Genomic DNA, 21,333 nt, shown 5'->3' with positions numbered 1-21,333 from the left:
GAAACGCCGGATCAGCCTTCCAGCTTGCGCGGCGCCATGAAGTACAGCCAGGCCGTACTGCTGGTCGAGGAGCGGTGGCAGCCGGGCGGCACCGGGGCGCAGGCGGGCATCGCTTTGTGCTCGCTGCGCTCGCAGTTTCCCCATTAGCAGCGACACTTCATGGAGCCGCCGCGCTCCAGCGGCCGAGGTGTCGTCCATGCTGTCCGAGCTGTCCCTCATCCACTGGCTCACGCTGGATGGCCTGATCACCGTGGTGGCCGTCCTCGTCTACGTCGTCAACTCCCATGTGCGGCGCCAGCGCCGGCATCCCGTGGCGGCGGTCGCCTGGATGCTGTTCATCCTGCTGCTGCCCTACCTGGCCCTGCCGGCCTTCCTGCTGTTCGGCACCCGCAAGCTGGCCCGTCCGCCGCTCGCGCCGGTGGCTGCACCCAGTGCCGAGGGCCGCGCCGGCGGCTGGGCTGTCGAAACCATCATGACGCTCGGCCAGCCCGCGCCGGCGCACTACCGCGAGCTGAACGTGCACACGGACGGCCGGCAGGCCGGCGAGGCGCTGTGGGCCACCATCGACGCGGCGCAGGTCTCGCTCGACCTGTGTACCTTCCTCATCGGCCGCGATGCCCTCGGCGAGGCCGTGCTCGACCGGCTCTGCCGGAAGGCCCGCGCCGGCGTGCGTGTCCGGCTGTTGCTGGACGGCATGGGCATCCTGATGGCCCGTCGGCCGAACCTGCAGCGCCTGACCGCCGCCGGCGGCGAGCTGGCGCTGTTCGCGCCGCCGCTGCACGCCCCGCTGCGCTCGCCGACCAACCTGCGCAACCATCGCAAGCTGCTGATCGCCGATGCGGGGCGGGCCGAATGCCGGCTGTGGTGCGGAGGACGCAACCTGGCGGCGGAATACTTCGAGGGCAAGTCCGGCGCCGCGCCGTGGGGCGACCTGAGCTTCGACCTGCGCGGGCCACTGAGCGCCCAGGCCAGCGCGCTGTTCGAGCGCGACTGGGCCTTCGCCAGGGGCCTGCCGGCCAGCCATCCCGGCTGTGCCCCGGCGGGGTTTGTGCCCGGCGGGGCGCAACTGGTCGCTTCCGGCCCGGACCAGGCCGACGACACCGTCTACGCGCTGCTGGTCAGCGGCGCCTACCAGGCCCGCCAGCGCATCGCCCTGGCCACGCCGTACTTCGTTCCCGAGACGGCCCTGCTGATGGCGCTGTGCCTGGCCGCGCGCCGCGGGGTGGCGGTCGACCTGCTGCTGCCGGCGCGTTCCAATCACCGCCTGTCCGACCTGGCCCGGGGGCGGCCGCTGCGCACGCTGGCCGCTGCCGGGGCGCGCATCTGGCTGGCGCCGGGGATGATGCACGGCAAGCTGGCGGTGTTCGACGAGACGCTGGCGCTGAGCGGCTCCGCCAACTTCGACAGCCGCAGCCTGTTCCTCAACTACGAGCTGATGGTCGCCTTCCACCGCGCCGAGGACGTGCGCCGCTTCGCCGCCTGGTTCGAACAGGAGAAGGGCGGCGCCAGCCCCTACGTCGCCAGCCAGCCGGGGCTGCTGCGCGACGCGGCCGAGGGCGTCTCGCAGTTGCTGGGGTTGCAGTTGTGAGCCGGTGCATTCGGGGCGAAGGCGGCGGCGAGGGCGGGGGTCAAGTCAGAACGCGCTGGCCAACGATCTTCGTTCCCAGCCGTGGCGGCATCGGTCACAATCCGCGCGAGCACGCCGCCGACGACCAGTCGCTCAGGGGCGTACAAGTACTGCCCAGGGTGGTCGCTCGTCGACTTCGCCAGTGAATCCGCTTTTGCTTGCCAGATTTTCCAGATGCCTTGCGGGGCGTCCGGCAGACCTGGCGCCATTCCAGAATTGATCTCCCCCCCATGAATACTCCCAGTCCAGGCAACACCTCCGCCGGCATTCTGCTCAATGTCCTGTCCTCGATCCTGTTCGCCGTCATGTATGCCTACACGGGGCTGCTGGCGCCGTTGAGCGGCGAGGAAATCTATGGCTGGAGAACGCTGCTCACGGTTCCGTGCCTGACGCTGCTGCTCCTGGCGACAGGCGCCTGGGATGAAGTGAGGTCAATCGGGCGAAGGCTGCGCCGCGAAAGCCTGTTCTGGGCCAAGCGCCTCCTGTCCGCCTTCCTGCTGGGCATCCAGGTCTGGCTGTTCATGTGGGCCCCGCTGAATGGCCACGCCCTGGACGTCTCGCTCGGCTACTTCCTGCTGCCCATCACCGCCGCCATGGTCGGGCGATTCGCCTTCCACGAGCGGATAACCCCGCTGCAGCTTCTGGCCTGCGGACTGGCCGGAATCGGCGTGATCAATGAGTTCACCGTGGTTGGCCGGGTTTCGTGGCCGACCCTGCTGGTCTGCCTGGGATACCCACTGTATTTCTATCTGCGCCGAGTCATTGGCACCAACAACCTGGGGGGACTGTGGTGCGACATGACCCTCAGCCTGCCGCTGAGCCTGTTCTTCATCTGGAAGGGCGGGATGGTGCTGAGTGGTGCGGATGGCGCCGCCCATCTTCCCCTGCTGATCGTCGGGCTGGGCGCCCTCAGCGCCTCGGCACTGGCACTTTCCGCGCTTTCGGCGCCGCGGCTCAACCTGGCGCTGTTCGGCCTGCTCTCCTATGTCGAGCCGGTCCTGCTGGTCCTGGCCTCCCTGCTGCTGGGGGAGTCCATCGCGCCGTCGCAGTGGCCGACCTACATCGCCATCTGGCTGGCGATCCTGGTGCTGATCATGGACGGCATCCGGTCGCTGCTGCGTCAGCGGTGGCGTGGCAGGCCGGCGGCAGGCGAGAGCGCCAGGGCTGCCGACAGGGACGCCGGCTAGCTAGCGGCCTCCCGACGTCCACCCGCGCTCGGCCTGGAAGCGGCGTGTGGATCAGTCCAGCAGCCTGATCCGGCGCAGCCAGGGCCGCCCCTCCTGATCGACGCCAAACACGCCGACGGAGTCGCTGCCGATGGGCCTGGAAATCCCCACCCGCCAGCTCTGCGAGCAGGGCGTCGGCCCCCTGGAGCGGGCGCAGATCGCCATCGACAAGGCGCGCACCCTGCTGGCGCGGATCTGAAGTCAGATTCCCACCGTGACCTCGCGGATGTGCTCTCCCTCGCGCACCAGGAACACCGCGCCCAGGCCCTGCTCGCGGGCCAGCCGGGCGCCTCGCTCGACGCCCAGCACCATCAGCGCCGTGGCCCAGGCGTCGGCGTACAGGCAGCTGCCGGTCAGCACGGTGACCGAGGCGATGCCGTTGTGCAGCGGCGTCCCGCTGCGCGGGTCGAGTGTGTGGGAATAGCGCTGGCCGTCGCGCTCGCGCCAGTGGCGGTAGTCGCCGGAGGTGGCGATGGCCGTGTCGGCCAGTTCCAGGCTGGCGAACACCTCGCGGCGGCCGTACTCGGGCTTCTCCAGGGCGACGCGCCAGGCACCGTCGGGCTTCGCGCCGCGGGCGCGCAGCTCGCCGTCGATGCCCACCAGATAGCGCTGGATGCCGTGGCGTTCCAGGCAGCGGGCCAGTTCGTCGACGCCGAAGCCCTTGGCGATGCCGTTGAGGTCGAGGCTGACCTCGGCCTCCTTGCGCACCGCGCGCCGCTCGGTGTCGAGGGTCAGCGCCGTGGCGGCCGTGCAGCGCGGCGTTGCGCTTGCGCCTGCCGGCGCCGGGCCGAAGCCCCAGGCGCTGACCTGCGCGCCGAGGGCGATGTCGAAGGCGCCGTGCGACAGGCTGCCGACGTGCAGGCCGGCGAGCAGCACCTGGTACAGCTCGTCCGGCAGCTCGAACCACTGGCCGAGCGGTGTGCGGTTCAGTTGCATCAGGGTGGAGTCCGGCTTCCAGGTCGACATCTGCGCATCGACCCGGTCCACCGCCGCCTGCAGCTCGGCCTGGATGGGCCGGGTGTCGAGCCCGGCGGCGGCGAAGAACACCGCGGTGAAGCGGCTGCCCATGGTCGGCCCGCTGAGGCTGTAGCGCAGCAGCGGTTCGCAATCAGTAAACGTCTTCACGGAAGCGCCCCTGTGCCTTGAGTTGATCGAGGTTGCTGCCCATCTCGGCCAGCAGGGCTTCCAGCACGGCGCGCACGCCGGCGGCCATCTCCCGCGAGCCGCAGACCAGCACCTGGGCGCCCTGTTGCAGCAGTGCGCGGATACTGACGCCATCCTCGCGCAGGCGGTCCTGCACGTAGGCCGGCGTCGGCCCCTCGGAGAAGGCCCGCTGCAGGCGCTGCAGGCGGCCGTCCGCCAGGCACTGCCGGAGTTCCTCGCCATACAGCTGGTCGCTGGCGTGGCGTCCGCCCCAGTAGAGCTGGATGGGGCGGCGGGATTCATTCCTGCGCACGAAGCCGATCAGCGGCGCCACACCCACGCCGGCGCCGATCAGCAGCACCGGATGCTCGCCGGCCTGCGGACGGAAGCCCGGATGCGGCTGGATGCTCGCCTCAAGCGTGGCGCCCGGCTGCAGGCCGTGCAGGTAGCTGGAGCACAGCCCCTGCGGATGGCGGCGCACGCAGATCTCGACGAAACCGTCGTCAGCGGCGCTGGCGATGGAGTACAGGCGCGGCGCAGTGTCTTTCTGCGAAGCGTCGGCCTGCGCGGTATCGACCGCCGTGGCATCGGCCGGCGCGGTGTCGACCGCCGCGGCATCGAGCGGACGGATGGCCAGCAGGTCGCCGGGGGCGAAGCTGGTGCTGCCGGGGGCCACGACGAAGCGCAGCACCGCGGCCGGCTGGCCGCCGCGCTCGCTGTAGCACTGGCGCTCCTGCAGGGTTAGGCGCACCGCGCTGGTCGGCAGCAGCGCCGATTGCAGGCGCAGCGGGGTGCCGAGACATTCGCCGAGCTGCCCGGCCCAGGCGTTCAGCTCGCCGCTGGCCTGGCGGTCGACGCGCTGCAGCGGCAGCAGCGGCTGGCAACCGCGTTGCAGCAGGGCCTGCTCGACCGCTTCGGCATAGGCGCAGAAGCGCGGGAACTGGCGATCGCCGAAGCCGAGCACCGCCACCGGCAGGCCGCGGGCCGGCCAGCGGACTTCGGCCAGGCGGCCGAGGAACTGTGTGGCGCTGTCCGGCGCCTGGCCGTCGCCGTAGGTGGCGGCGAGCAGCAGCAGGCAGCGTGCCTGCGGGTAATCGTCCTGCACGGCGTTCATGGCGGCGACGTGCACCGGCCAGCCGGCAGCCTCGAGTTGCGCCTGCAGCTGGCGGGCGTAGGTCCAGGTCGAGCCGCCCTGGCTGCCGACCAGGATCACCGCCTTGGCCTGTTCGGCCGGTACGCCCTGGTCCTGTACGCCGGCGCGGCCGCGCCGCTGCCACCAGCCGAGCAGGCCGCTGCCGCCGAGGAACAGGGTGGACAGCGCCAGGCCGGCGAGGGCCATGGACCACAACGGCATGCCCTCGCCGGTGTGCAGGGCGTAGGCGGTTTCATAGAGGTTCTGCGCCGCGCCGTTGCGCTGGAAGCTGATCCACTGGCCGCTGGCGGCGTTGACGAAACCGCTGCCGCTGGCGGTACGCACGCCGAGGTAGTGGATGTCGTCCGCGGCGCTGGGGAATTCCAGTTCGCGCAGCTGGGGCAGCTCCACCTGGCGCAGCGCCGCGAGGCTGCCCAGCGGCAGGTGCGGGGCGGCCTGGATGCCTTCCGGCCAGGCAGGCTCGTTGTCGGAGCCGTCGCCGAGCAGGCCCAGGCTGGTCGCCGACAAGTACAGGCCGCTGAGGGCGAGCACGGCCAGCCCCGGCAGAGTCCAGCGGGCGATCACCGTGTGCCAGTGCAGCATGCCCTGGCCGGCGCGGATCGGCGTCAGCAGGCGGCGCCAGCCACCGAGGCGGCGGGCCAGCAGGATCGCGCCGCTGATCGCCAGCAGCGCCAGGGCCAGCGCCGCCAGGCCGCTCAGCCAGCGGCCGGTCGAGCCGAGCAGCAGCTCGCGGTGCAGGTCGCGCAGCCACTCGAGGGTGGCCGACGGGACGTAGGGGCCGAGGTCTTCGCCGGTCGCCGGGTCGACCACGTGGACCGGCTCCTCGACATCGCCGCCGAGGGTGGCGAGCAGGGTGCCGTTGGCGCTGCGCTCCAGGCGCTCTACGTTGGGCAGGTGCTGGCTGACGCGCTCGGCGACGACGGCCACGCTGTCGCCGGGGGCGTCCAGCTGGCCGAACTGTTCGCTCAGGCTGGCGCCCGACAGCACCAGCCCGGTGGCGGCGGAAACCAGCAGCAGGGCGCTGAGCAGGAGGCTGGTCAGCAGGTGCAGGCGACGATTCATGGTGGCCTCGTGGGGATCAGAAACTGTAGCTGAGGCGGTCGACGTAGCCGCTGCCGCTGGCTTCGCCCGGCTCGCGGGTCAGCGGCAGGCGGACCTCGGCGCGGTTGTCGCGCTTGTCCTCGACCGCGCTGTCGACGCGGATCTCGTAGCCGGCATCGAGCAGGGCCTGCTCCAGTTCGACCTCGACCGTCAGGTTGTCGCCACTGCCGACGCTGGCGCCGGTCAGGCCGTCGTACTCGGCGCTCTGCGCGCCGCCACCACGGGTCCAGTCGCGCAGGTGGCGGTAGTACTTGGCCTTCTTGCCGGCGACCCACAGGGTCTTCTGGTACTGGCCGTCGGCATCGGTCAGGTAGATGGCCAGGTAGGCGCCCTTGCCGCGGTATTCCTTGAGGGTGACGTCCAGCGTCAGGGACTGGGTCTGTGCCTGGGCCAGCAGCGGTGCGGCGGTGGCGCCGGCCAGGGCCAGCGAGATGAGCTTCTTGTTCATGGGGGCAGGCTCCTGCGGATTCGATGTGGCTACAGTACGGAACCAGGCTGAATCCAGGCTGAAGGGCTGCGGGAATGGGCTTAATCGGGACTTAAGCCAGGTGTGCCTGCCGGGCGGTTGCCTGCCTGGAAAGAGAACGCCCGCTGTCTCCAGCGGGCGTTGCGCTATGCTCGGGCGCCAGCGGAGGTGGCCGGATGCGAGCGGGAGAGGGCGCTCCCCCCGCGTCGCCCCGTTCCGCTCGGCGGATCACAGCTTGGCGATGGACACCTCGGTGGATTTGACGAAGGCGATCACCTCGCTGCCGACGGCCAGTTCCAGCTCCTTGACCGAGCGGGTGGTGATCACCGAAGTGACGATGCCGGCGGCGGTCTGCACGTCGATTTCGGAGAGCACGTCGCCGAGGACGATCTCCTTGATGGTGCCCTTGAACTGGTTGCGCACGTTGATGGCTTTGATGGTCATGGTCTTGCTCCTTCAGGGGTATGGGTAAGGCTGGTGGTTTTGGACTGGGAATGGTTGGTCACAGGGCCCAGCGCAGCTGCGTGGGCAATGGCGATACGGGTTCGGCCGTTTCTTCCTGGGGTGGCAGGGCCAGCACGCGCTCGAGCACCTGGGCTTCCAGCGCGGCCAGCGCCGCCGAGGCGCGCGGGCGCGGACGGGCCAGGGGGATCGGCAGGTCGAGGCCGATGCGGCCGTCCTCGATCAGGATCACCCGGTCGGCCACCGCCACCGCCTCGTTGACGTCGTGGGTGACCAGCAGCACGGTGAAGCCGTGCTGCTGCCACAGGCGCTCGATCAACTGCTGCATCTCGATGCGGGTCAGTGCGTCCAGCGCGCCGAGCGGCTCGTCGAGCAGCAGCAGGCGCGGGCGGTGGATCAGCGCGCGGGCCAGCGCCACGCGCTGCTTCTGCCCGCCGGACAGCGCCGCCGGCCAGTCGTGGGCGCGCTCGCCAAGGCCGACCGCTGCCAGCGCTTCCAGTGCCTGGCTTTTCCAGTCGCCGGACAGGCCGAGGCCGACGTTGTCGATCACCCGCTTCCACGGCAGCAGGCGCGAGTCCTGGAACATCAGGCGGATGTCCTCGCGGGCCGCGGCCAGCGGCGCGTTGCCGGCCTGCAGTTCTCCGGAAGTGGCATGGTCCAGGCCGGCCAGCAGGCGCAGCAGGGTGCTCTTGCCGCAGCCGCTGCGGCCGACCACGGCGACGAACTGGCCGGCGGGGATGTGCAGGTCGATGCCGTGCAGCACCGTGCGCTCGCCGAAGGCCTTGGTCACGCCGTGCAGGTGCAGCGGGAGGCCGCGCTTCAGATCCTGGGTGCTCATCGGGCACCTCCTTGCTGGTAGGCCGGGTGCCAGCGCAGCCAGGCGCGTTCGAGGCCGCGGGCGGCGACATCGGCCAGCTTGCCGAGCACCGCGTAGAGCAGGATCGCCAGCACCACCACATCGGTCTGCAGGAACTCGCGGGCGTTCATCGCCAGGTAGCCGATGCCGGCGTTGGCCGAGATGGTTTCCGCCACGATCAGGGTCAGCCACATGAAGCCGAGGGCGAAGCGCACGCCGACCAGGATCGACGGCAGGGCGCCGGGCAGGATCACCTGGCGGAACAGGGCGAAGCCTGCCAGGCCGTAGCTGCGCGCCATCTCCACCAGCCCGGCGTCGACGCTGCGGATGCCGTGGTAGGTGTTGAGGTAGATGGGGAACAGGGTGCCGAGGGCGACCAGGAAGATCTTCGCGCTCTCGTCGATGCCGAACCACAGGATCACCAGCGGGATCAGCGCCAGGTGCGGCACGTTGCGGATCATCTGCACCGAGCTGTCGAGCAGGCGTTCGCCCCATTTCGACAGGCCGGTGACGAAGCCGAGCGCCAGGCCCAGGCTGCCGCCGATGACGAAGCCGATGCCGGCGCGCCAGCCGCTGATCGCCAGGTGCTGCCACAGCTCGCCGCTGCTCAGCAGCGCCCAGCCGGCGACGGCCACGGCGCTGGGCGCCGGCAGGATGCGGCTGGACAGCCAGCCGCTGCTGGCGGCCAGCTGCCAGACGCCGAGCAGCAGGACCGGCAGCGCCCAGGGCGCCAGACGCAGGAGGAGTTTCTCGGTATTGCGCGTACTCATGATGCCAACTCGTGTAGGGGCGAATTCATTCGCCTGGAGCAGGCCGTGGTGGGCGAATGAATTCGCCCCTACAACGTGCTCCGGCGAGCGGGGTTCGCGGCCTCAGCTCTGCGCTGCTGCCTTGGGCAGGATGTCGCTGGAGATCATCTCGCCGAACGGGCTGACGTAGCCGCGGCTCTCGGGACGCTGCGGCTGGGCGAGGTCGAGGTGCGGGAACAGCAGCTCGGCGACCCGGTAGGACTCCTCCAGATGCGGATAGCCGGAGAACACGAAGGTGTCGATGCCGAGGTCGGCGTATTCCTTGACTCGCGCCGCCACGGTCGAGCCGTCGCCGACCAGCGCGGTGCCGGCGCCGCCGCGCACCAGGCCGACCCCGGCCCACAGGTTGGGTGCCACTTCCAGGTTGTCCTTGCGGCCGCCGTGCAGGGCGGCCATGCGCTGCTGGCCGACCGAGTCGAAGCGCGCCAGCGAGGCCTGCGCCCTGGTAATGGTGTCGTCGTCCAGGTGGCTGATCAGGCGCTCGGCGGCGGCCCAGGCTTCCTCGTTGGTCTCGCGCACGATCACGTGCAGGCGGATACCGAACTTCACGGTGCGCCCGTGCCTGGCGGCGCGGGCGCGCACGTCGGCGATCTTCTCGGCCACAGCCTGCGGCGGCTCGCCCCAGGTCAGGTACAGGTCGACCTGCTCGGCGGCCAGTTCGTGGGCGGCCTCCGAGGAGCCGCCGAAGTACAGCGGCGGGTGCGGCTGCTGGATCGGCGGGTAGAGCAGTTTGGCGCCCTTGACCTGGATGTGCTTGCCGTCGAGGTCGACGGTCTCGCCGGACAGCACGCGTTTCCACACGCGGGTGAATTCGTCGGCCGCCTCGTAGCGCTCGGCATGCGACAGGTGCAGGCCGTCGCCGGCCAGCTCGTCCGGATCGCCGCCGGTGACCAGGTTGAACAGCGCACGGCCGTTGGACAGCCGGTCGAGAGTCGCCGCCTGGCGCGCGGCCACGGTCGGCGAGATGATCCCCGGACGCAGGGCGACCAGGAACTTCAGGCGCTGGGTGGCCGGGATCAGCGAGGCGGCGACCAGCCAGGAGTCCTCGCAGGAGCGTCCGGTGGGGATCAGCACGCCGCCGTAGCCGAGGCGGTCGGCGGCCTGCGCCACCAGGGTCAGGTAGCCGTGGTCGACGGCGCGGGCGCCCTCGGCGGTGCCTAGGTAGTGGCCGTCGCCGTGGGTGGGGAGAAACCAGAAGATGTTCAGACTCATCGCTATGTTCCGGGTAGTGGGCGCGCCGGCGGTGGGGCGTAGCTCATGCGCGCGATGATTCGGAAAGGGGAGCGGGCCGCCCCGAAGGGCGCCCGCGAGCGGATTTACTGTTGGGCGACCTTGGGCGGCGGCGTCCAGACCACGTCCTTGATGCTCAGGCGCCTGGGAATCAGCTTGAGGTCGGCGAAGGTGTCGGCGATCTTCTGCTGGGCTTCCACCACTGCCGGAGTCAGCGGCTGGGCGCCGTAGCCCTGGCGGGCGACGGCCTTGTGGGTGATGTCGGCCGGCAGGCCGATCAGCGGGGCGACCTGCGCGGTGACCCTGGCCGGATCGGCCTTGGCTTCCTCGCCGATGGCGCGGATCTCCTCGATCAGCGCGCCGACCACCTGCGGGTGCTGCTGGGCGTAGCTGCCGCTGGCCAGGTAGAACTGGTGGTTGTCGACCAGCCCGCTGCCGTCGCGCAGGGTGCGCGCCGCCAGTTGCTGCTCGGCGGCAGCCTGGAACGGGTCCCAGATCACCCAGGCATCGACGCTGCCGCGCTCGAAGGCGGCGCGGGCGTCGGCCGGCGGCAGGTACACCGGGGTGATGTCGGTGATCGACAGGCCGGTGTCCTCCAGCGCTCGCACCAGCAGGTAGTGCACGTTGGAACCCTTGTTGAGGGCGACCTTCTTGCCCTTCAGCTCGGCCACGTTCCTGATCGGCGAATCCTTGGGCACCAGGATCGCCTCGCCGGTCGGCGCCGGCGGCTCGTAGGCCACGTAGCGCAGGTCGGCGCCGGCGGCCTGGGCGAACACCGGCGGGGTCTCGCCGGTCACGCCGAAGTCGATCGAGCCGACGTTGAGGCCTTCCAGCAGCTGCGGGCCACCGGGGAACTCGGTCCACTGCACCTTCACGCCCTGGGCGGCGAGGCGCTGTTCCAGGCTGCCCTTGGCCTTGAGCAGCACCAGGGTGCCGTATTTCTGGTAGCCGATGCGCAGGGTGTTGTCGGCATCATCGGCGGCGAGGGCGGCGGAGGAGATCGCTGCAGCCAGCAGGGCGACCAGTCCGCGACGCAGGTAGGGGGTGCGCATGGCGCTCTCCTTGTATGCAAGTCGGTGGTGGTGGATGCCTGCTGGTCCGTTGGCGGACGAGTGAGGACTTTCAAGTGCCTCGCCCCGTGTGGGGGAGGGCAAAAAAGCATGGGCTGCGCGGGAGCGCTCGCCCGGAGGGGAGTCGTGGTTCAGACGCCCCAGCGGGCGCCGAGCAGCTGCTGTTCGAGCTGCCCCGGCTGCAGATGGCGCGGGCGGCGTACCAGTGCCTGATAGAACTGCTCCAGTGCCGCCTCCAGACGCTGTTCCAGTTCCCCGCTGAGGACCACGCGGCCCTCTTCGTAGCGAGTCTGGCGATCGTCGGCGAACACGCCCTGCAGCACTTCTTCGGCCTTCAGTGCGGCCAGCACGGGCTTGAGCGCGTAGTCCAGCGCCAGCAGGTGCGCCGGGCTGCCGGCGGTGGCCAACGGCAGCACCACCTGGTGGGCCAGGGCGCGCTCGGGCAGCAGGTCGAGCAGAGTCTTCAGCGCGCCGGAATAGGCGGCCTTGTACACCGGCGTGGCGACCAGCAGGCCGTCGGCGACGCGCACGCGCTCGGCCAGTTCGATGACCTGCGGGCTGTCGAAGCGCCCGTAGAGCAGGTCCTCGGCGGCGAAGTCGCGCACGCCGAAGCTGACCACTTCCACGCCGCGCGCGCTCAGCCAGCGGCGCGACCACTCCAGCAGGCCGGCGGAGCGCGACTGCTGCGAGGGACTGCCGGAAAGGGATACGACCAGCATCGCTGTTTCCTTCTCGTGTGAATAAAAAAGGGGCCTGTTCTGCCTGGCAGGCCCCGAACCCCATGCGTGGCTTGAGGGTTGAAACCTTGGTGTCGAAACTCAGCGGTTCGGCTGCGGGGTCAGGCGCAGGTAGGGCTTCACCGCGCGGTAGCCTTTCGGGAAGCGCTGCTGGATTTCCGCTTCGTCCTTGAGCGAGGGCACGATCACCACCTCGTCGCCGTCCTGCCAGTTGGCCGGGGTGGCGACCTTGTGGCTGTCGGTCAGCTGCAGCGAGTCGATCACCCGCAGGATCTCGTGGAAGTTGCGCCCGGTACTGGCCGGGTAGGTGATGATCAGGCGTACCTTCTTGGCCGGGTCGATGATGAACAGCGAGCGCACGGTCAGGGTGTCGTTGGCGTTCGGGTGGATCAGGTCGTAGAGGTCGGAGACCTTGCGGTCGGCGTCGGCGAGGATCGGGAAGTTGACCTGGGTGTCCTGGGTCTCCTCGATGTCTTCGATCCACTTCAGGTGCGAGTCCACCGGGTCGACCGACAGGGCGATGGCCTTGACGCCACGCTGGGCGAACTCGTCCTTGAGCTTGGCGGTGAAGCCCAGTTCGGTGGTGCACACCGGGGTGAAGTCGGCCGGGTGGGAGAACAGGATGCCCCAGCTGTCGCCCAGCCACTCGTGGAAACGGATGCGGCCGGTGCTGGAGTCCTGTTCGAAATCGGGGGCGATGTCGCCGAGACGGATGCTCATGGTTCTGCTCCTCAGAAGGGGATGTCCTTGGGTGGGAGCTACTATGCGCAGGATCTTTCAGGATTAAAAAGAATAAATTTCTATTTTGTAATTCTTTTTGGAGATATAAGACTGGCCGTCAGGCCTGACCTACTTCAACGATGCTGGCGTGTTCGACCAGGCCTACGGCGCCCGCTGAGGCCTGAGCGCACCTGGAAATCCCGGTGCCACCACGCATATCAGCATGGAGATTTCCCAGCCCCCGGTCCTGTATGGGTGACATGGTGGTCAGTCAGTCCGAGCATCTGCCGCTCGATAATCCGAGTATCATCGAGCAACGCGACCGCAGCCCACATCCTGAAAAGGCCGACCTTGAAAAATATTTCATTTTTCCTGCTTTCCAGCCTGTGCTCCCTGACCGCCTTGGCCGGCGATTCCGCACCGGCAGGCAACCGGCAGCCCTTGCACACGATTCCCGTACTCGATGTGCCTCGCTACATGGGCACTTGGTATGAAATTGCGAAGTATCCCAACTGGTTCCAGAAAAAATGCGCGGGCTGGACCAGGGCGGAATACAGCCTCCAACGAGATGGCACGGTGCAGGTCATCAACCGTTGCCGGCTGGAAAACGGGGAGATCCAGTCAGCGCTCGGCACGGCAAGGCAGGCAGGTCCGGCCACGTCACCCAAACTGGAGGTTCGCTTCGCACCAGCGTGGCTCTCGTTCCTGCCATTCGTCTGGGGCGACTACTGGATCATCGACCTCGATGAGCACTACCAGCTGGTTGCCGTGAGCGAGCCGGAAAAGGAATATCTGTGGATACTGGCCAGGACACCCGTTATCGCCGCCGATGACTACCGGAACCTGCTGACCCGGCTGTCGCATCAGGGCTTCGACATCCGCAGGCTTGAAGTCACCCGGCAGGACTGACGGGCATCGCCCGCCGGGCCGCCGAGGAGCGGCTGCGGTCGGTCCCCCGATTCTGGGCAGACTTGCCCCTGCTGGTGCCATCAGGGGCTTGACCCTCACGCAACGTGAGGCCTCAGCATGGACCGCGCCCTAGGAAACAGGAGTTGGAAGATGTTGCTGCGAGTAGGTGAACTGGCCAAGCGCACGGGGTTGACCGTCCGTACCCTCCATCACTATGACGACATCGGACTGCTCCGTCCTTCGGCCCGCACCGAAGCCGGCTACCGCCTCTACAACCGCGAGGACATCGCCCGCCTGCACCGGATCCAGGCGTTGCGCGGGCTCGGCATGACGCTGGCAGACATCGGCGCGGCTCTCGACCGTCCGGACCTCGCGCTCGCCCCCCTCATCGACCAGCAGATCATGGCCATCGACCGGCTGCTCGCGCAGCAGATCCAGCTGCGCTACCGGCTGAGCCAGCTCAAGGCCCGGCTCATGGAGGGGGAGGAGCCGGAGCTGGACGACTGGCTGAAAACACTGGAGCTGATGTCCATGTACGAGCAGTACTTCACCCAAGACGAACTCGCCAACCTGCCGTTCTACCGGGCAGACGACACCTTGCGGGCGGAATGGGCCGAACTGGCCCGCGAGGCCAACCTCCTCCACGCGGCGGGAGAGTCGCCGGCCAGCGAAGCCGCGCAGGAATTCGCCCGCCGCTGGATGCGGACCCTCGAGCGCGACACCGATGCCAACCCCGACTGGCTGGCCAGACTGGACGCCATGCACGCCAGCGAGCCGCTATTCCAGGAGCAGTTGGGCGTCGCCCCGAGCGTGGTGGCATTCCTGCTGGAGGCCTTTGCCGAGAGCAAGCTGGCGGTGTTCGCCCGCTATCTCTCGGCGAAGGAGTTCGCCTTCATGCGGCAGCACTATGTCCGGGAGATGAAGGGTTGGCCGCAATTGCTGATCGACCTGCGCAGCGCCATCGACGCCGGCGCCGAGCCGGATGGCGAGCGCGGGCAGCGCCTGGCCGGACGCTGGCTGGCCATGCTGCAGGGCTACGCCGGCAGCGATCCGGACACCCACGGGAAGATCCGCCAGGCCATGCAGCAGGAGCCCAGCCTCGCCGAGGGAAGCTGGCTCGACGCCCGCAGCCTGGCCTTCCTGGAAAAAGCCGTGGCTTCCGTGATGGGCTGCGCCCAGCCGCACGCCAGTTGACCGCGCACCTTGCCGATAGCGCTGCGATGACCTTCCAGCGCGGTGGTCCTGCACCTATCTGAACATGGCCGGCTGCGCTGCAGGTCGGCGCAGCCGGTCGCGGCGCCGATCACGCATAGCAACTCCGGAGCAACAGACAATCGTGAAAAGACCGCAAACAGGCCCGGCTCCACGGTACGAGCTCGCCATCTTCGACTTCGATGGCACGCTGGCCGACTCCTTCCCGTTCTTCGTGTCGGTCATCGACACGCTGGCCGACAGGTATTCGTTCAAGCGGGTTGATGCGGAGGAAGTCGAAATGCTCAGAGGGCGCAGCCCTCGCGAGCTGATGAGCCACCTCGGCATAGCCCCGTGGAAGCTGCCGGCAGTGGCGCAGGGTTTCATGGCGCTGATGCAGGAACGGATAGAAGGGATCCCGCTCTTCGACGAGGTGGACACGACACTTTCCTACCTGACCGAGCGCGGCATCGTTGTCGCGCTGGTGTCGTCCAATGCCCATGAAAACGTCACCCGCGTTCTCGGCACAAGCTGCCGGCATTTCAGCCATTTCGAATGCGGTGCGTCCATCTTCGGCAAGGCCTCGCGCCTGCGCCGGGTTCTGCGCCGAGTCGGAATAGCCCCCACGGCAGCCATCTACATCGGCGACCAGCCGACCGACCACGAAGCTGCCAGATCCGCAGGCATCGCATTTGGCGCAGTCGCCTGGGGTTATGGCACCCCGGAAGTCCTGGGCAGGCTGGCGCCTGAAGAAGAGTTCGCCAGCGTGCCTGATCTCAGAAGAATCGCCGTCAGTACGGTTTGATTCAGGCCAGGAGGGGGGCGTTATCGCTATGGGGCTGTTGCAATTGCACACGCAGATCGACATCCACGCCACGCCGGCGCAGATCTGGCGAGTGCTCACCGACTTCGCATCCTATCCGGAGTGGAACCCCTTCATCCGCCAGATCGAGGGGGAGGTGGTCGCGGGGGAAAGACTGCGCATCCGCATCCAGCCTCCCGGGCAAGGCGCCATGCGCTTCACGCCCAGACTGGTGGAGGTCGCCCCCGAGCAGTCGCTGCGCTGGCTGGGGCACTGGCTGGTGCCGGGCCTGCTGGATGGCGAGCATCATTTCGAGCTGCTCCCGCAGGGCCCCGGAACCACGCGCCTGGTGCATTCCGAAACCTTCAGCGGTCTGCTCGTGGGCCTGCTGCGCCGCAGGCTGGCACACACGCGGCAAGGCTTCGAGGCCATGAACCACAGCCTCAAGACACGCGCGGAGGTGTCAGTTGGCACGCAGCCTGAGGCAGGGCAGGCGGCAGAGGGCTCTGCCGCCGCATGGGTGAGTTAGAACAGCGGCAGGCTGTAGCTGACGATCAGGCGGTTCTCGTCGACGTCGCGCTGGCTGGCCAGGTCGCTGCGCAGAGAGGCGTTCAGCCAGGCAAAGCCGAGGCCCTTGAGTGCGCCACCCTGCACCACGTAGTCGACGCGCAGGTCGCGCTCCCACTCGCCGACATCGCTGGAGCTGTTGGCCACGTCGTAGTCGACGCCCTTGTTGTAGATCGCCCTGGCGGTCAGGCCCGGTACGCCGAGGGCGGCGAAGTCGTAGGCGTAGGAGGCGATCCACACGTCGGCGCCCGGGGCGCGGAAGCCGCCGATCTGCCGCTCGGCGATGGTGTAGCCGCTGACCCCGGCGCCCTGGTTGAGAAGGCCGAGGATGCTGTCGCCGCCGTTGTGCTGGTAGCCGAGGCCGAGGGCGTGGCCGCCGACCTTCCAGGTGAACTGGGCGCTCGACAGCTGGCTGTCGATCTCGCCCTTGTGCGGGTCGCCGGCCTGCCGGCCCAGGTCGCCGCCGACCGACCAGCCCTCGGCACGCCCGGCGGCGCTGGCATTCTTGCCGTCGGAGCTGCTGTCGAAATAGCGCAGGTCGCTGACCAGGCTGCCCAGCGGCAGGGCCAGGGTATGGGTCAGGCCGAGGAAGTGCTGCTGGTAGTAGTCCTCGAGGTTGCCGTAGTAGTACTGCAGCAGCAGGTTCTTGCCGATGCGGTAGTCGGCGCCGCCGTAGTAGAACTTGTTGGTGTCCGGCTTGTTGGGGCCGGCGGCGCTCAGGCTCTCGCGGTCGCTGGAGGCGCGCAGCTTGGTGTGTTCCAGCTGGCCGCCGATCAGGGTCAGGTTGTCGATCTCGTTGGAGGTGATCTGCCCGCCCTCGTAGGTCTGCGGCAGCAGGCGGCCGTCGTTGTAGACCACCACCGGCAGCTTGGGCAGCAGGGTGCCGAGGCGCGCTTCGGTCTTCGATACCCTGAGCTTGCCGGTCAGGCCGAGGTGGCTGAATTCGTCCACGGCCTTGCCGTTGCTTTCCAGCGGGAACAGCTGGCTGGGGCTGCGCTCGATGCCGGCCTTGCCGAAGCGGCCGCCGGAGTCGAGCTTGACGCCGAGCAGGCCGAGTGCGTCCACACCGACGCCCACGGTGCCCCGGGTATAGCCGGAGGTGTAGTTGAGAACGAAGCCCTGGCCCCACTCCTTGACCGACGGCGCATTGGCGTCGCGGATATCCTGGTTGAAGTAGAAGTTGCGCAGGCCGAGGCTGGCCTTGCTGTCTTCGATGAAACCTGCGGCGGACGCCTGCTGCACGGACGGCAGACCCACGATGCCCGCCACAATGGCGAGGGCCAGAGTGGACTTGTTCATTGCTCGATGCTCCAAATGATCGAATGCTGGGTGAGGCGGCCGTGCGGGCGTTTCGTGGTCGAATGGGCTGTCACTGGCCGACTGATGAAGCGACGTTGTTGTCGGCGAGAGCTAGGCTAAGTGAACCTTTGTAATTCCAAAAAGAATTATTAATTTGAATTTAATGTCTATTTTGAATATAAAAATCTGAGCGTGAAAAGGCGCCACCGGACCTGCCGGCGGCGCTTGGTTCAGGGTGAAAAAGGCCTGCGGGCGCGCTAACGAAACCGCCGCCGGCCGCGCGCTACCAGGCCATGGCGTAGCTGCGGAAGGCGCGCTGCTCGTGCTGCGGGTGCAGCAGCGGCGAGGCCTGGTGCTGGCTGAAGTCCTGCAGGATGTCGTTGCGCAGCTCGGCCAGGCGGTAGTCCTCGCGGCGGCGCGGGTGCGCCACGTCGACCTCGACGATGCGCTTGATCCGCCCCGGCCGCGGCTCCATCACCACCACCCGGTCGCCGAGCAGCACCGCCTCGTCGACGTCGTGGGTGACCAGCACGGTGGTGATGCCCTCGGCCAGCCAGATGCGCGCCAGCTCTTCCTGCAGCTGGGCGCGGGTGAGGGCGTCGAGGGCGCCGAAGGGCTCGTCGAGCAGGAGGATCTTCGGCCGGTTGACCAGGCCGCGGGCGATCGCCACGCGCTGGCTCATGCCGCCGGACAGCTGCGCGGGATAGGCGCGGGTGAAGTTCTGCAGGCCGACCAGTTCGAGGTGCCTATGCACGGTGTCCAGGCGCTCGGCTGGGGAGAACGGCGAGTTGGCCAGCGCCAGCAGCACATTGTCCTCCACGCTCAGCCAGGGGTACAGGCGGTGGTCCTGGAACACGATGCCGCGCTCGGGGTCGGTACCGCCGATCGGCACGCCGTCGAGCAGAAGGCGCCCGGCGCTGGCTTCCTCGAGGCCTACCAGCAGGCGCAGCAGGGTGGATTTGCCGCAGCCGCTGCCGCCGACGATGCTGATGAACTCGCCCTGGCGGATGGTCAGGCTGATGTTCTCCAGCACGCTGAGTTCGCCGTCCTTGACCGCGAAGCGCTTGTCGACCCCGTCGAGGGTCAGGAAATCGGTCTTGCTCATGGGTTGCTTCCTTCAATCAGTGGGGGCGCACGCGCCAGGCCAGGCTGCGGGTCTCGATCCAGGCGGCCAGGCGGTTGAGCAGCAGGCCGACGGCGCCGACCACCACCAGGCCGTAGAGCACCTGGTCCATCTCGAAATGCTCGCGGCCGTCGATCATGGTGTTGCCGATGCCGGGGCCGGCAGAGAAGAAGTATTCGGCGCCGATGGTCGCCAGCCAGGCGTAGATCAGCCCCAGGTGCAGGCCGGTGAAGATCGCCGGCGCGGCGGAGGGCAGCACCAGCTTGAACAGCCGCTGGGCGCGCGACAGGCCGAGCACGCGGGCCACCTCGTACAGCTCGACGCGGGTGGCGCGGATGCCCTCGAAGCTGTTCAGCGCCACCGGGTAGAACACCGCGAGGGCGATGAACGCCACCTTGGCCGGCTCGCCGAAGCCGAACCAGGCCGACAGCAGCGGGATCCAGGCGAACAGGGCGATCTGCTTGGCGGCGTGGAAGGTCGGGCCGACCAGTCGCTCGGCCAGCCGCGACAGGCCGAGCAGGCTGCCGAAGGCCAGGCCGATCAGGCCGCCGAGGACGAAGCCGGCGAGGTTGCGCTGCAGGCTGGCGGCTAGGTTGTGCCATAGCTCGCCGCCGACGGCGGCCTGCAAGGCGGCGTCGAGCACCGCCGGCGGGCTGGCGACCAGCTTGGTGTCCACCCACTGCAGCGCGGTGGCCAGCCACCACAGCAGCACCAGGCCGACCGGCACCACGAAGCCGCGCAGATCGGGCCGTCGGTGAAGCAGGGGAAAGCGTTTCGCAAGGTCGATCATCTTGTTGTTCTCCTCAGAACGCCTGGCGCTGCCAGCGCTGCAGGCGGGTTTCGATCAGCGCCAGGCCCTTGTCCAGCAGCAGGCCGACCAGGCCGATCACCAGCATCGCCACGATCACCAGGTCGAGCTGGAACATCTGCCGGCCGTCGACCATCAGGTAGCCGATGCCCTCGCTGGAGGCGAGCAGCTCGACGGTGACCAGGGCGATCCAGCCCTTGGTCAGGGCGAAGCGCACGCCGGTGAAGATGCTCGGCAGCGCCGCCGGCAGGATCACCCGGCGCAGGCGCTGCAGCAGGGTGAAGCGGTACACCTGCGCCACTTCCAGGTAACTGTGCGGAATGTTGCGGATGCCGGCGAAGGTGTTGATGGTCATCGGCACCAGCACCGCCTTGGCGATCACCAGGTACTTGAGCCCCTCGTCGATGCCGACCAGCATCATCAGCAGCGGAATCCAGCCGAGCACCGGCACCTGGGCGATGGCCTGGAACAGCGGCCACAGGTAGGCCTCGACCTGGCGCGACAGGCCCATCAGCAGGCCGAGCGCGAGGCCGGCCAGGCCGCCGAGCAGCGAGCCGACCAGCACCCGCTGCAGGCTGATCGACAGTTCGAACCACAGGTCGCCGCTGCGCGCGAGGTCGAGGAAGGTCTGCAGGACCAGCGCCGGCGGCGGCAGGATCTGTGCCGACACCCAGTCGCGGGCCACCGCGGTGTGCCACAGCAGCAGCAGGGCGACCGGCAGCAGCAGGGCACTGGCCTTGACGCCCAGCCAGTTGAGCGGGCGGGCCAGGTCCGGCCAGCGCCAGTGGGGCAACGAACGCGGCGCCGCCGCGACTCGGGTTGTGCTCATGGGGAAGTCCTCCGGGCGGAAAGATCGGGTAGCGGGCCGCGCAGCTGGCGCAGCAGGAAGCCGGCGAACGGCAGGATGAACAGCAGGAACAGCGGTTGCAGGCCGAAGCGGGCGCCGAGTAGGCCACCGAGCAGGCAGCCGCTCATGCTGCCGGCCGGCCCGACCAGCGCGGCCAGCCCGGCGACCCGGCCGTGGCCGAGGCGCAGGCCGCTGCGCGCGTAGCTGGACAGGGTGGCCACCTGCAGCATGCCCAGGCTCGCGCCCAGCAGCAGGGCGCCGGCCCACAGCAGCGGCGCGCTCTGGCCGAGGCCGAGGGTCGCCAGCGCGGCGCTGCACAGCAGCAGACTGGCGACGAAACCGCTGCGGCTGCGCGCGCCGAACACCCGGCCGAGCAGGAACAGCGCGAGGATGAACGCCAGGCCGTGGCCGCTGAGCAGGGTGGCGGCCTGCTGCGCCGACCAGCCGTAGTCCTGCACGGTGATGGCGACGATGAAGAAGGCGAAGTACATCGCCGCCGCCTGCACGCAGAAATCCAGCAGGCAGTTGCCGCGCAGCTGGGCATCGCCGCGCAGCAGGCCGAACTGGCGGCCGAGCGCAGCCAGGCTGAGGCGCTCGGCGCTGCGCCGCTGCGCTGGATAGATGCGCAGCACCAGCGGTGCCAGCAGCACCGGCAGCGCAAAGGCCAGACCGATCAGGCCCCAGCTGCCGGCCGTACCGCGCCAGTCGACCAGCAGCGCCGCCAGGGTCGGGCCGATCAGCAGCAGGCCGATCATCTGCGAGCCGCGGAACCAGCCGGCGCGCGCCTCGCCCATCTGCGCCAGCTGCTGCATGAACACGGTGTTCAGCGAGACGAAGCGGCACGGCATGCACAGCCCCACCAGCAGGGTCAGCGCCAGCAGGTACAGCGGGTGCGACACCAGCGGCACCAGCTGGTAGATGGCGGCGGCCAGCAGGCTGCCGAGGACGAACAGGCGCAGCGGGCCGAGGCGCTCGACCAGCACGCCGCACGGCAGGCTGGTGAGCAGCAGGCCGGCGGTCTGCGCCCCGGCGATCAGCCCCAACTGCAGCGGCGTGGCCTGCAGGTCGATGGCGTACAGCGCGGTGGTCACCTTGGCCAGGCCGACGCCGATGCCGGCCAGGGTGGCGAGCAGGATGAAGCTGGCCAGGGTGCGCCCGTGCGCCAGTCCGGCGGTGGTCGTGGTCAT

21 protein-coding genes and 1 pseudogene are annotated in these 21,333 nt (G+C 68.9%); 7 read left to right on the top strand and 15 right to left on the bottom strand.

Features of this window, described 5'->3' with window-relative positions:
- The first annotated feature begins 196 nt into the window (after positions 1–196).
- The 3 genes and pseudogenes from SK095_RS05035 to SK095_RS05025 form a co-directional block, all read left to right on the top strand.
- Positions 197–1,588, top strand: coding sequence for a phospholipase D-like domain-containing protein (locus tag SK095_RS05035; RefSeq protein ID WP_320548098.1), 1,392 nt, complete (start codon positions 197–199; stop codon positions 1,586–1,588).
- 269 nt (positions 1,589–1,857) lie between these two features.
- Positions 1,858–2,814, top strand: coding sequence for an EamA family transporter RarD (rarD, locus tag SK095_RS05030; RefSeq protein WP_136489483.1), 957 nt, complete (start codon positions 1,858–1,860; stop codon positions 2,812–2,814).
- Between the two features lie 121 nt (positions 2,815–2,935).
- Positions 2,936–3,052: pseudogene (locus tag SK095_RS05025) on the top strand (sugar phosphate isomerase/epimerase); the annotation flags it as partial.
- Positions 3,053–3,054: 2 nt separating this feature from the next.
- Here SK095_RS05025 and SK095_RS05020 read toward each other — a convergent pair.
- The 10 genes from SK095_RS05020 to SK095_RS04975 all read right to left on the bottom strand — a co-directional run bounded on the left by SK095_RS05020 (position 3,055) and on the right by SK095_RS04975 (position 12,600).
- The gene (locus SK095_RS05020; RefSeq protein ID WP_320548097.1) at positions 3,055–3,978 is read right to left on the bottom strand and encodes an FAD:protein FMN transferase; all 924 of its coding nucleotides are present in this window, start codon (positions 3,976–3,978) and stop codon (positions 3,055–3,057) included.
- Positions 3,962–6,211 (bottom strand): PepSY domain-containing protein, encoded by a 2,250-nt coding sequence (locus SK095_RS05015; protein WP_320548096.1) that lies wholly within the window; start codon positions 6,209–6,211, stop codon positions 3,962–3,964. The genes SK095_RS05020 and SK095_RS05015 overlap by 17 nt, the downstream gene beginning before the upstream one ends.
- Before the next feature lie 16 nt (positions 6,212–6,227).
- The gene (locus SK095_RS05010) at positions 6,228–6,698 is read right to left on the bottom strand and encodes a DUF2271 domain-containing protein (protein WP_136489480.1); all 471 of its coding nucleotides are present in this window, start codon (positions 6,696–6,698) and stop codon (positions 6,228–6,230) included.
- A 246-nt stretch (positions 6,699–6,944) separates the two neighbouring features.
- Positions 6,945–7,160, bottom strand: a complete 216-nt coding sequence (locus tag SK095_RS05005) for a TOBE domain-containing protein (RefSeq protein WP_090215127.1) — start codon at positions 7,158–7,160, stop codon at positions 6,945–6,947.
- A gap of 58 nt (positions 7,161–7,218) precedes the next feature.
- Positions 7,219–8,016 (bottom strand): aliphatic sulfonates ABC transporter ATP-binding protein, encoded by a 798-nt coding sequence (ssuB, locus tag SK095_RS05000; protein WP_320548095.1) that lies wholly within the window; start codon positions 8,014–8,016, stop codon positions 7,219–7,221.
- Positions 8,013–8,804 (bottom strand): aliphatic sulfonate ABC transporter permease SsuC, encoded by a 792-nt coding sequence (gene ssuC / locus SK095_RS04995; protein WP_320548094.1) that lies wholly within the window; start codon positions 8,802–8,804, stop codon positions 8,013–8,015. The genes ssuB and ssuC overlap by 4 nt, the downstream gene beginning before the upstream one ends.
- Before the next feature lie 102 nt (positions 8,805–8,906).
- The gene (gene ssuD, locus SK095_RS04990) at positions 8,907–10,055 is read right to left on the bottom strand and encodes an FMNH2-dependent alkanesulfonate monooxygenase (RefSeq protein ID WP_320548093.1); all 1,149 of its coding nucleotides are present in this window, start codon (positions 10,053–10,055) and stop codon (positions 8,907–8,909) included.
- A gap of 104 nt (positions 10,056–10,159) precedes the next feature.
- Positions 10,160–11,125, bottom strand: a complete 966-nt coding sequence (locus SK095_RS04985; RefSeq protein WP_320548092.1) for a sulfonate ABC transporter substrate-binding protein — start codon at positions 11,123–11,125, stop codon at positions 10,160–10,162.
- 149 nt (positions 11,126–11,274) lie between these two features.
- Entirely contained in the window at positions 11,275–11,862 is a 588-nt protein-coding gene (gene ssuE / locus SK095_RS04980) for an NADPH-dependent FMN reductase (protein WP_320548091.1), read from the bottom strand.
- A gap of 99 nt (positions 11,863–11,961) precedes the next feature.
- Positions 11,962–12,600, bottom strand: coding sequence for a peroxiredoxin (locus SK095_RS04975; protein WP_320548090.1), 639 nt, complete (start codon positions 12,598–12,600; stop codon positions 11,962–11,964).
- Positions 12,601–12,951: 351 nt separating this feature from the next.
- Here SK095_RS04975 and SK095_RS04970 point away from each other — a divergent pair, with 351 nt between their 5' ends.
- The 4 genes from SK095_RS04970 to SK095_RS04955 all read left to right on the top strand — a co-directional run bounded on the left by SK095_RS04970 (position 12,952) and on the right by SK095_RS04955 (position 16,031).
- Positions 12,952–13,509, top strand: a complete 558-nt coding sequence (locus SK095_RS04970) for a lipocalin family protein (RefSeq protein ID WP_320548089.1) — start codon at positions 12,952–12,954, stop codon at positions 13,507–13,509.
- Between the two features lie 150 nt (positions 13,510–13,659).
- Positions 13,660–14,703 carry a MerR family transcriptional regulator gene (locus SK095_RS04965; RefSeq protein WP_320548088.1) on the top strand — a complete coding sequence of 348 codons (1,044 nt, stop codon included), beginning with the start codon at positions 13,660–13,662 and terminating at the stop codon, positions 14,701–14,703.
- A gap of 142 nt (positions 14,704–14,845) precedes the next feature.
- Complete coding sequence (locus SK095_RS04960) at positions 14,846–15,505, top strand: HAD hydrolase-like protein (protein WP_320548087.1); 660 nt, start codon at positions 14,846–14,848, stop codon at positions 15,503–15,505.
- Positions 15,506–15,533: 28 nt separating this feature from the next.
- Positions 15,534–16,031, top strand: coding sequence for an SRPBCC domain-containing protein (locus tag SK095_RS04955; protein WP_320548086.1), 498 nt, complete (start codon positions 15,534–15,536; stop codon positions 16,029–16,031).
- Here the strand turns inward: SK095_RS04955 and SK095_RS04950 are convergent.
- From SK095_RS04950 to SK095_RS04930, 5 genes are all read right to left on the bottom strand, one after another.
- A complete protein-coding gene (locus tag SK095_RS04950) occupies positions 16,028–17,368 on the bottom strand; it encodes an OprD family porin (protein ID WP_320548085.1) in 1,341 nt (446 codons plus the stop codon). The two genes, SK095_RS04955 and SK095_RS04950, sit on opposite strands and share 4 nt — an antisense overlap.
- Positions 17,369–17,651: 283 nt before the next feature.
- Complete coding sequence (locus SK095_RS04945) at positions 17,652–18,473, bottom strand: ABC transporter ATP-binding protein (RefSeq protein WP_320548084.1); 822 nt, start codon at positions 18,471–18,473, stop codon at positions 17,652–17,654.
- 16 nt (positions 18,474–18,489) lie between these two features.
- Entirely contained in the window at positions 18,490–19,281 is a 792-nt protein-coding gene (locus SK095_RS04940) for an ABC transporter permease (RefSeq protein WP_320548083.1), read from the bottom strand.
- A gap of 13 nt (positions 19,282–19,294) precedes the next feature.
- Positions 19,295–20,128, bottom strand: a complete 834-nt coding sequence (locus tag SK095_RS04935) for an ABC transporter permease (RefSeq protein ID WP_320548082.1) — start codon at positions 20,126–20,128, stop codon at positions 19,295–19,297.
- Positions 20,125–21,333 carry an MFS transporter gene (locus SK095_RS04930; RefSeq protein WP_320548081.1) on the bottom strand — a complete coding sequence of 403 codons (1,209 nt, stop codon included), beginning with the start codon at positions 21,331–21,333 and terminating at the stop codon, positions 20,125–20,127. The genes SK095_RS04935 and SK095_RS04930 overlap by 4 nt, the downstream gene beginning before the upstream one ends.

The organism is Pseudomonas sp. AN-1 (genome assembly GCF_034057115.1).
Classification (GTDB): Bacteria; Pseudomonadota; Gammaproteobacteria; order Pseudomonadales; family Pseudomonadaceae; genus Geopseudomonas.
The sequence above is the reverse complement of the archived record's forward strand: the minus strand, read 5'-3'. Positions and strand labels throughout refer to the sequence as shown.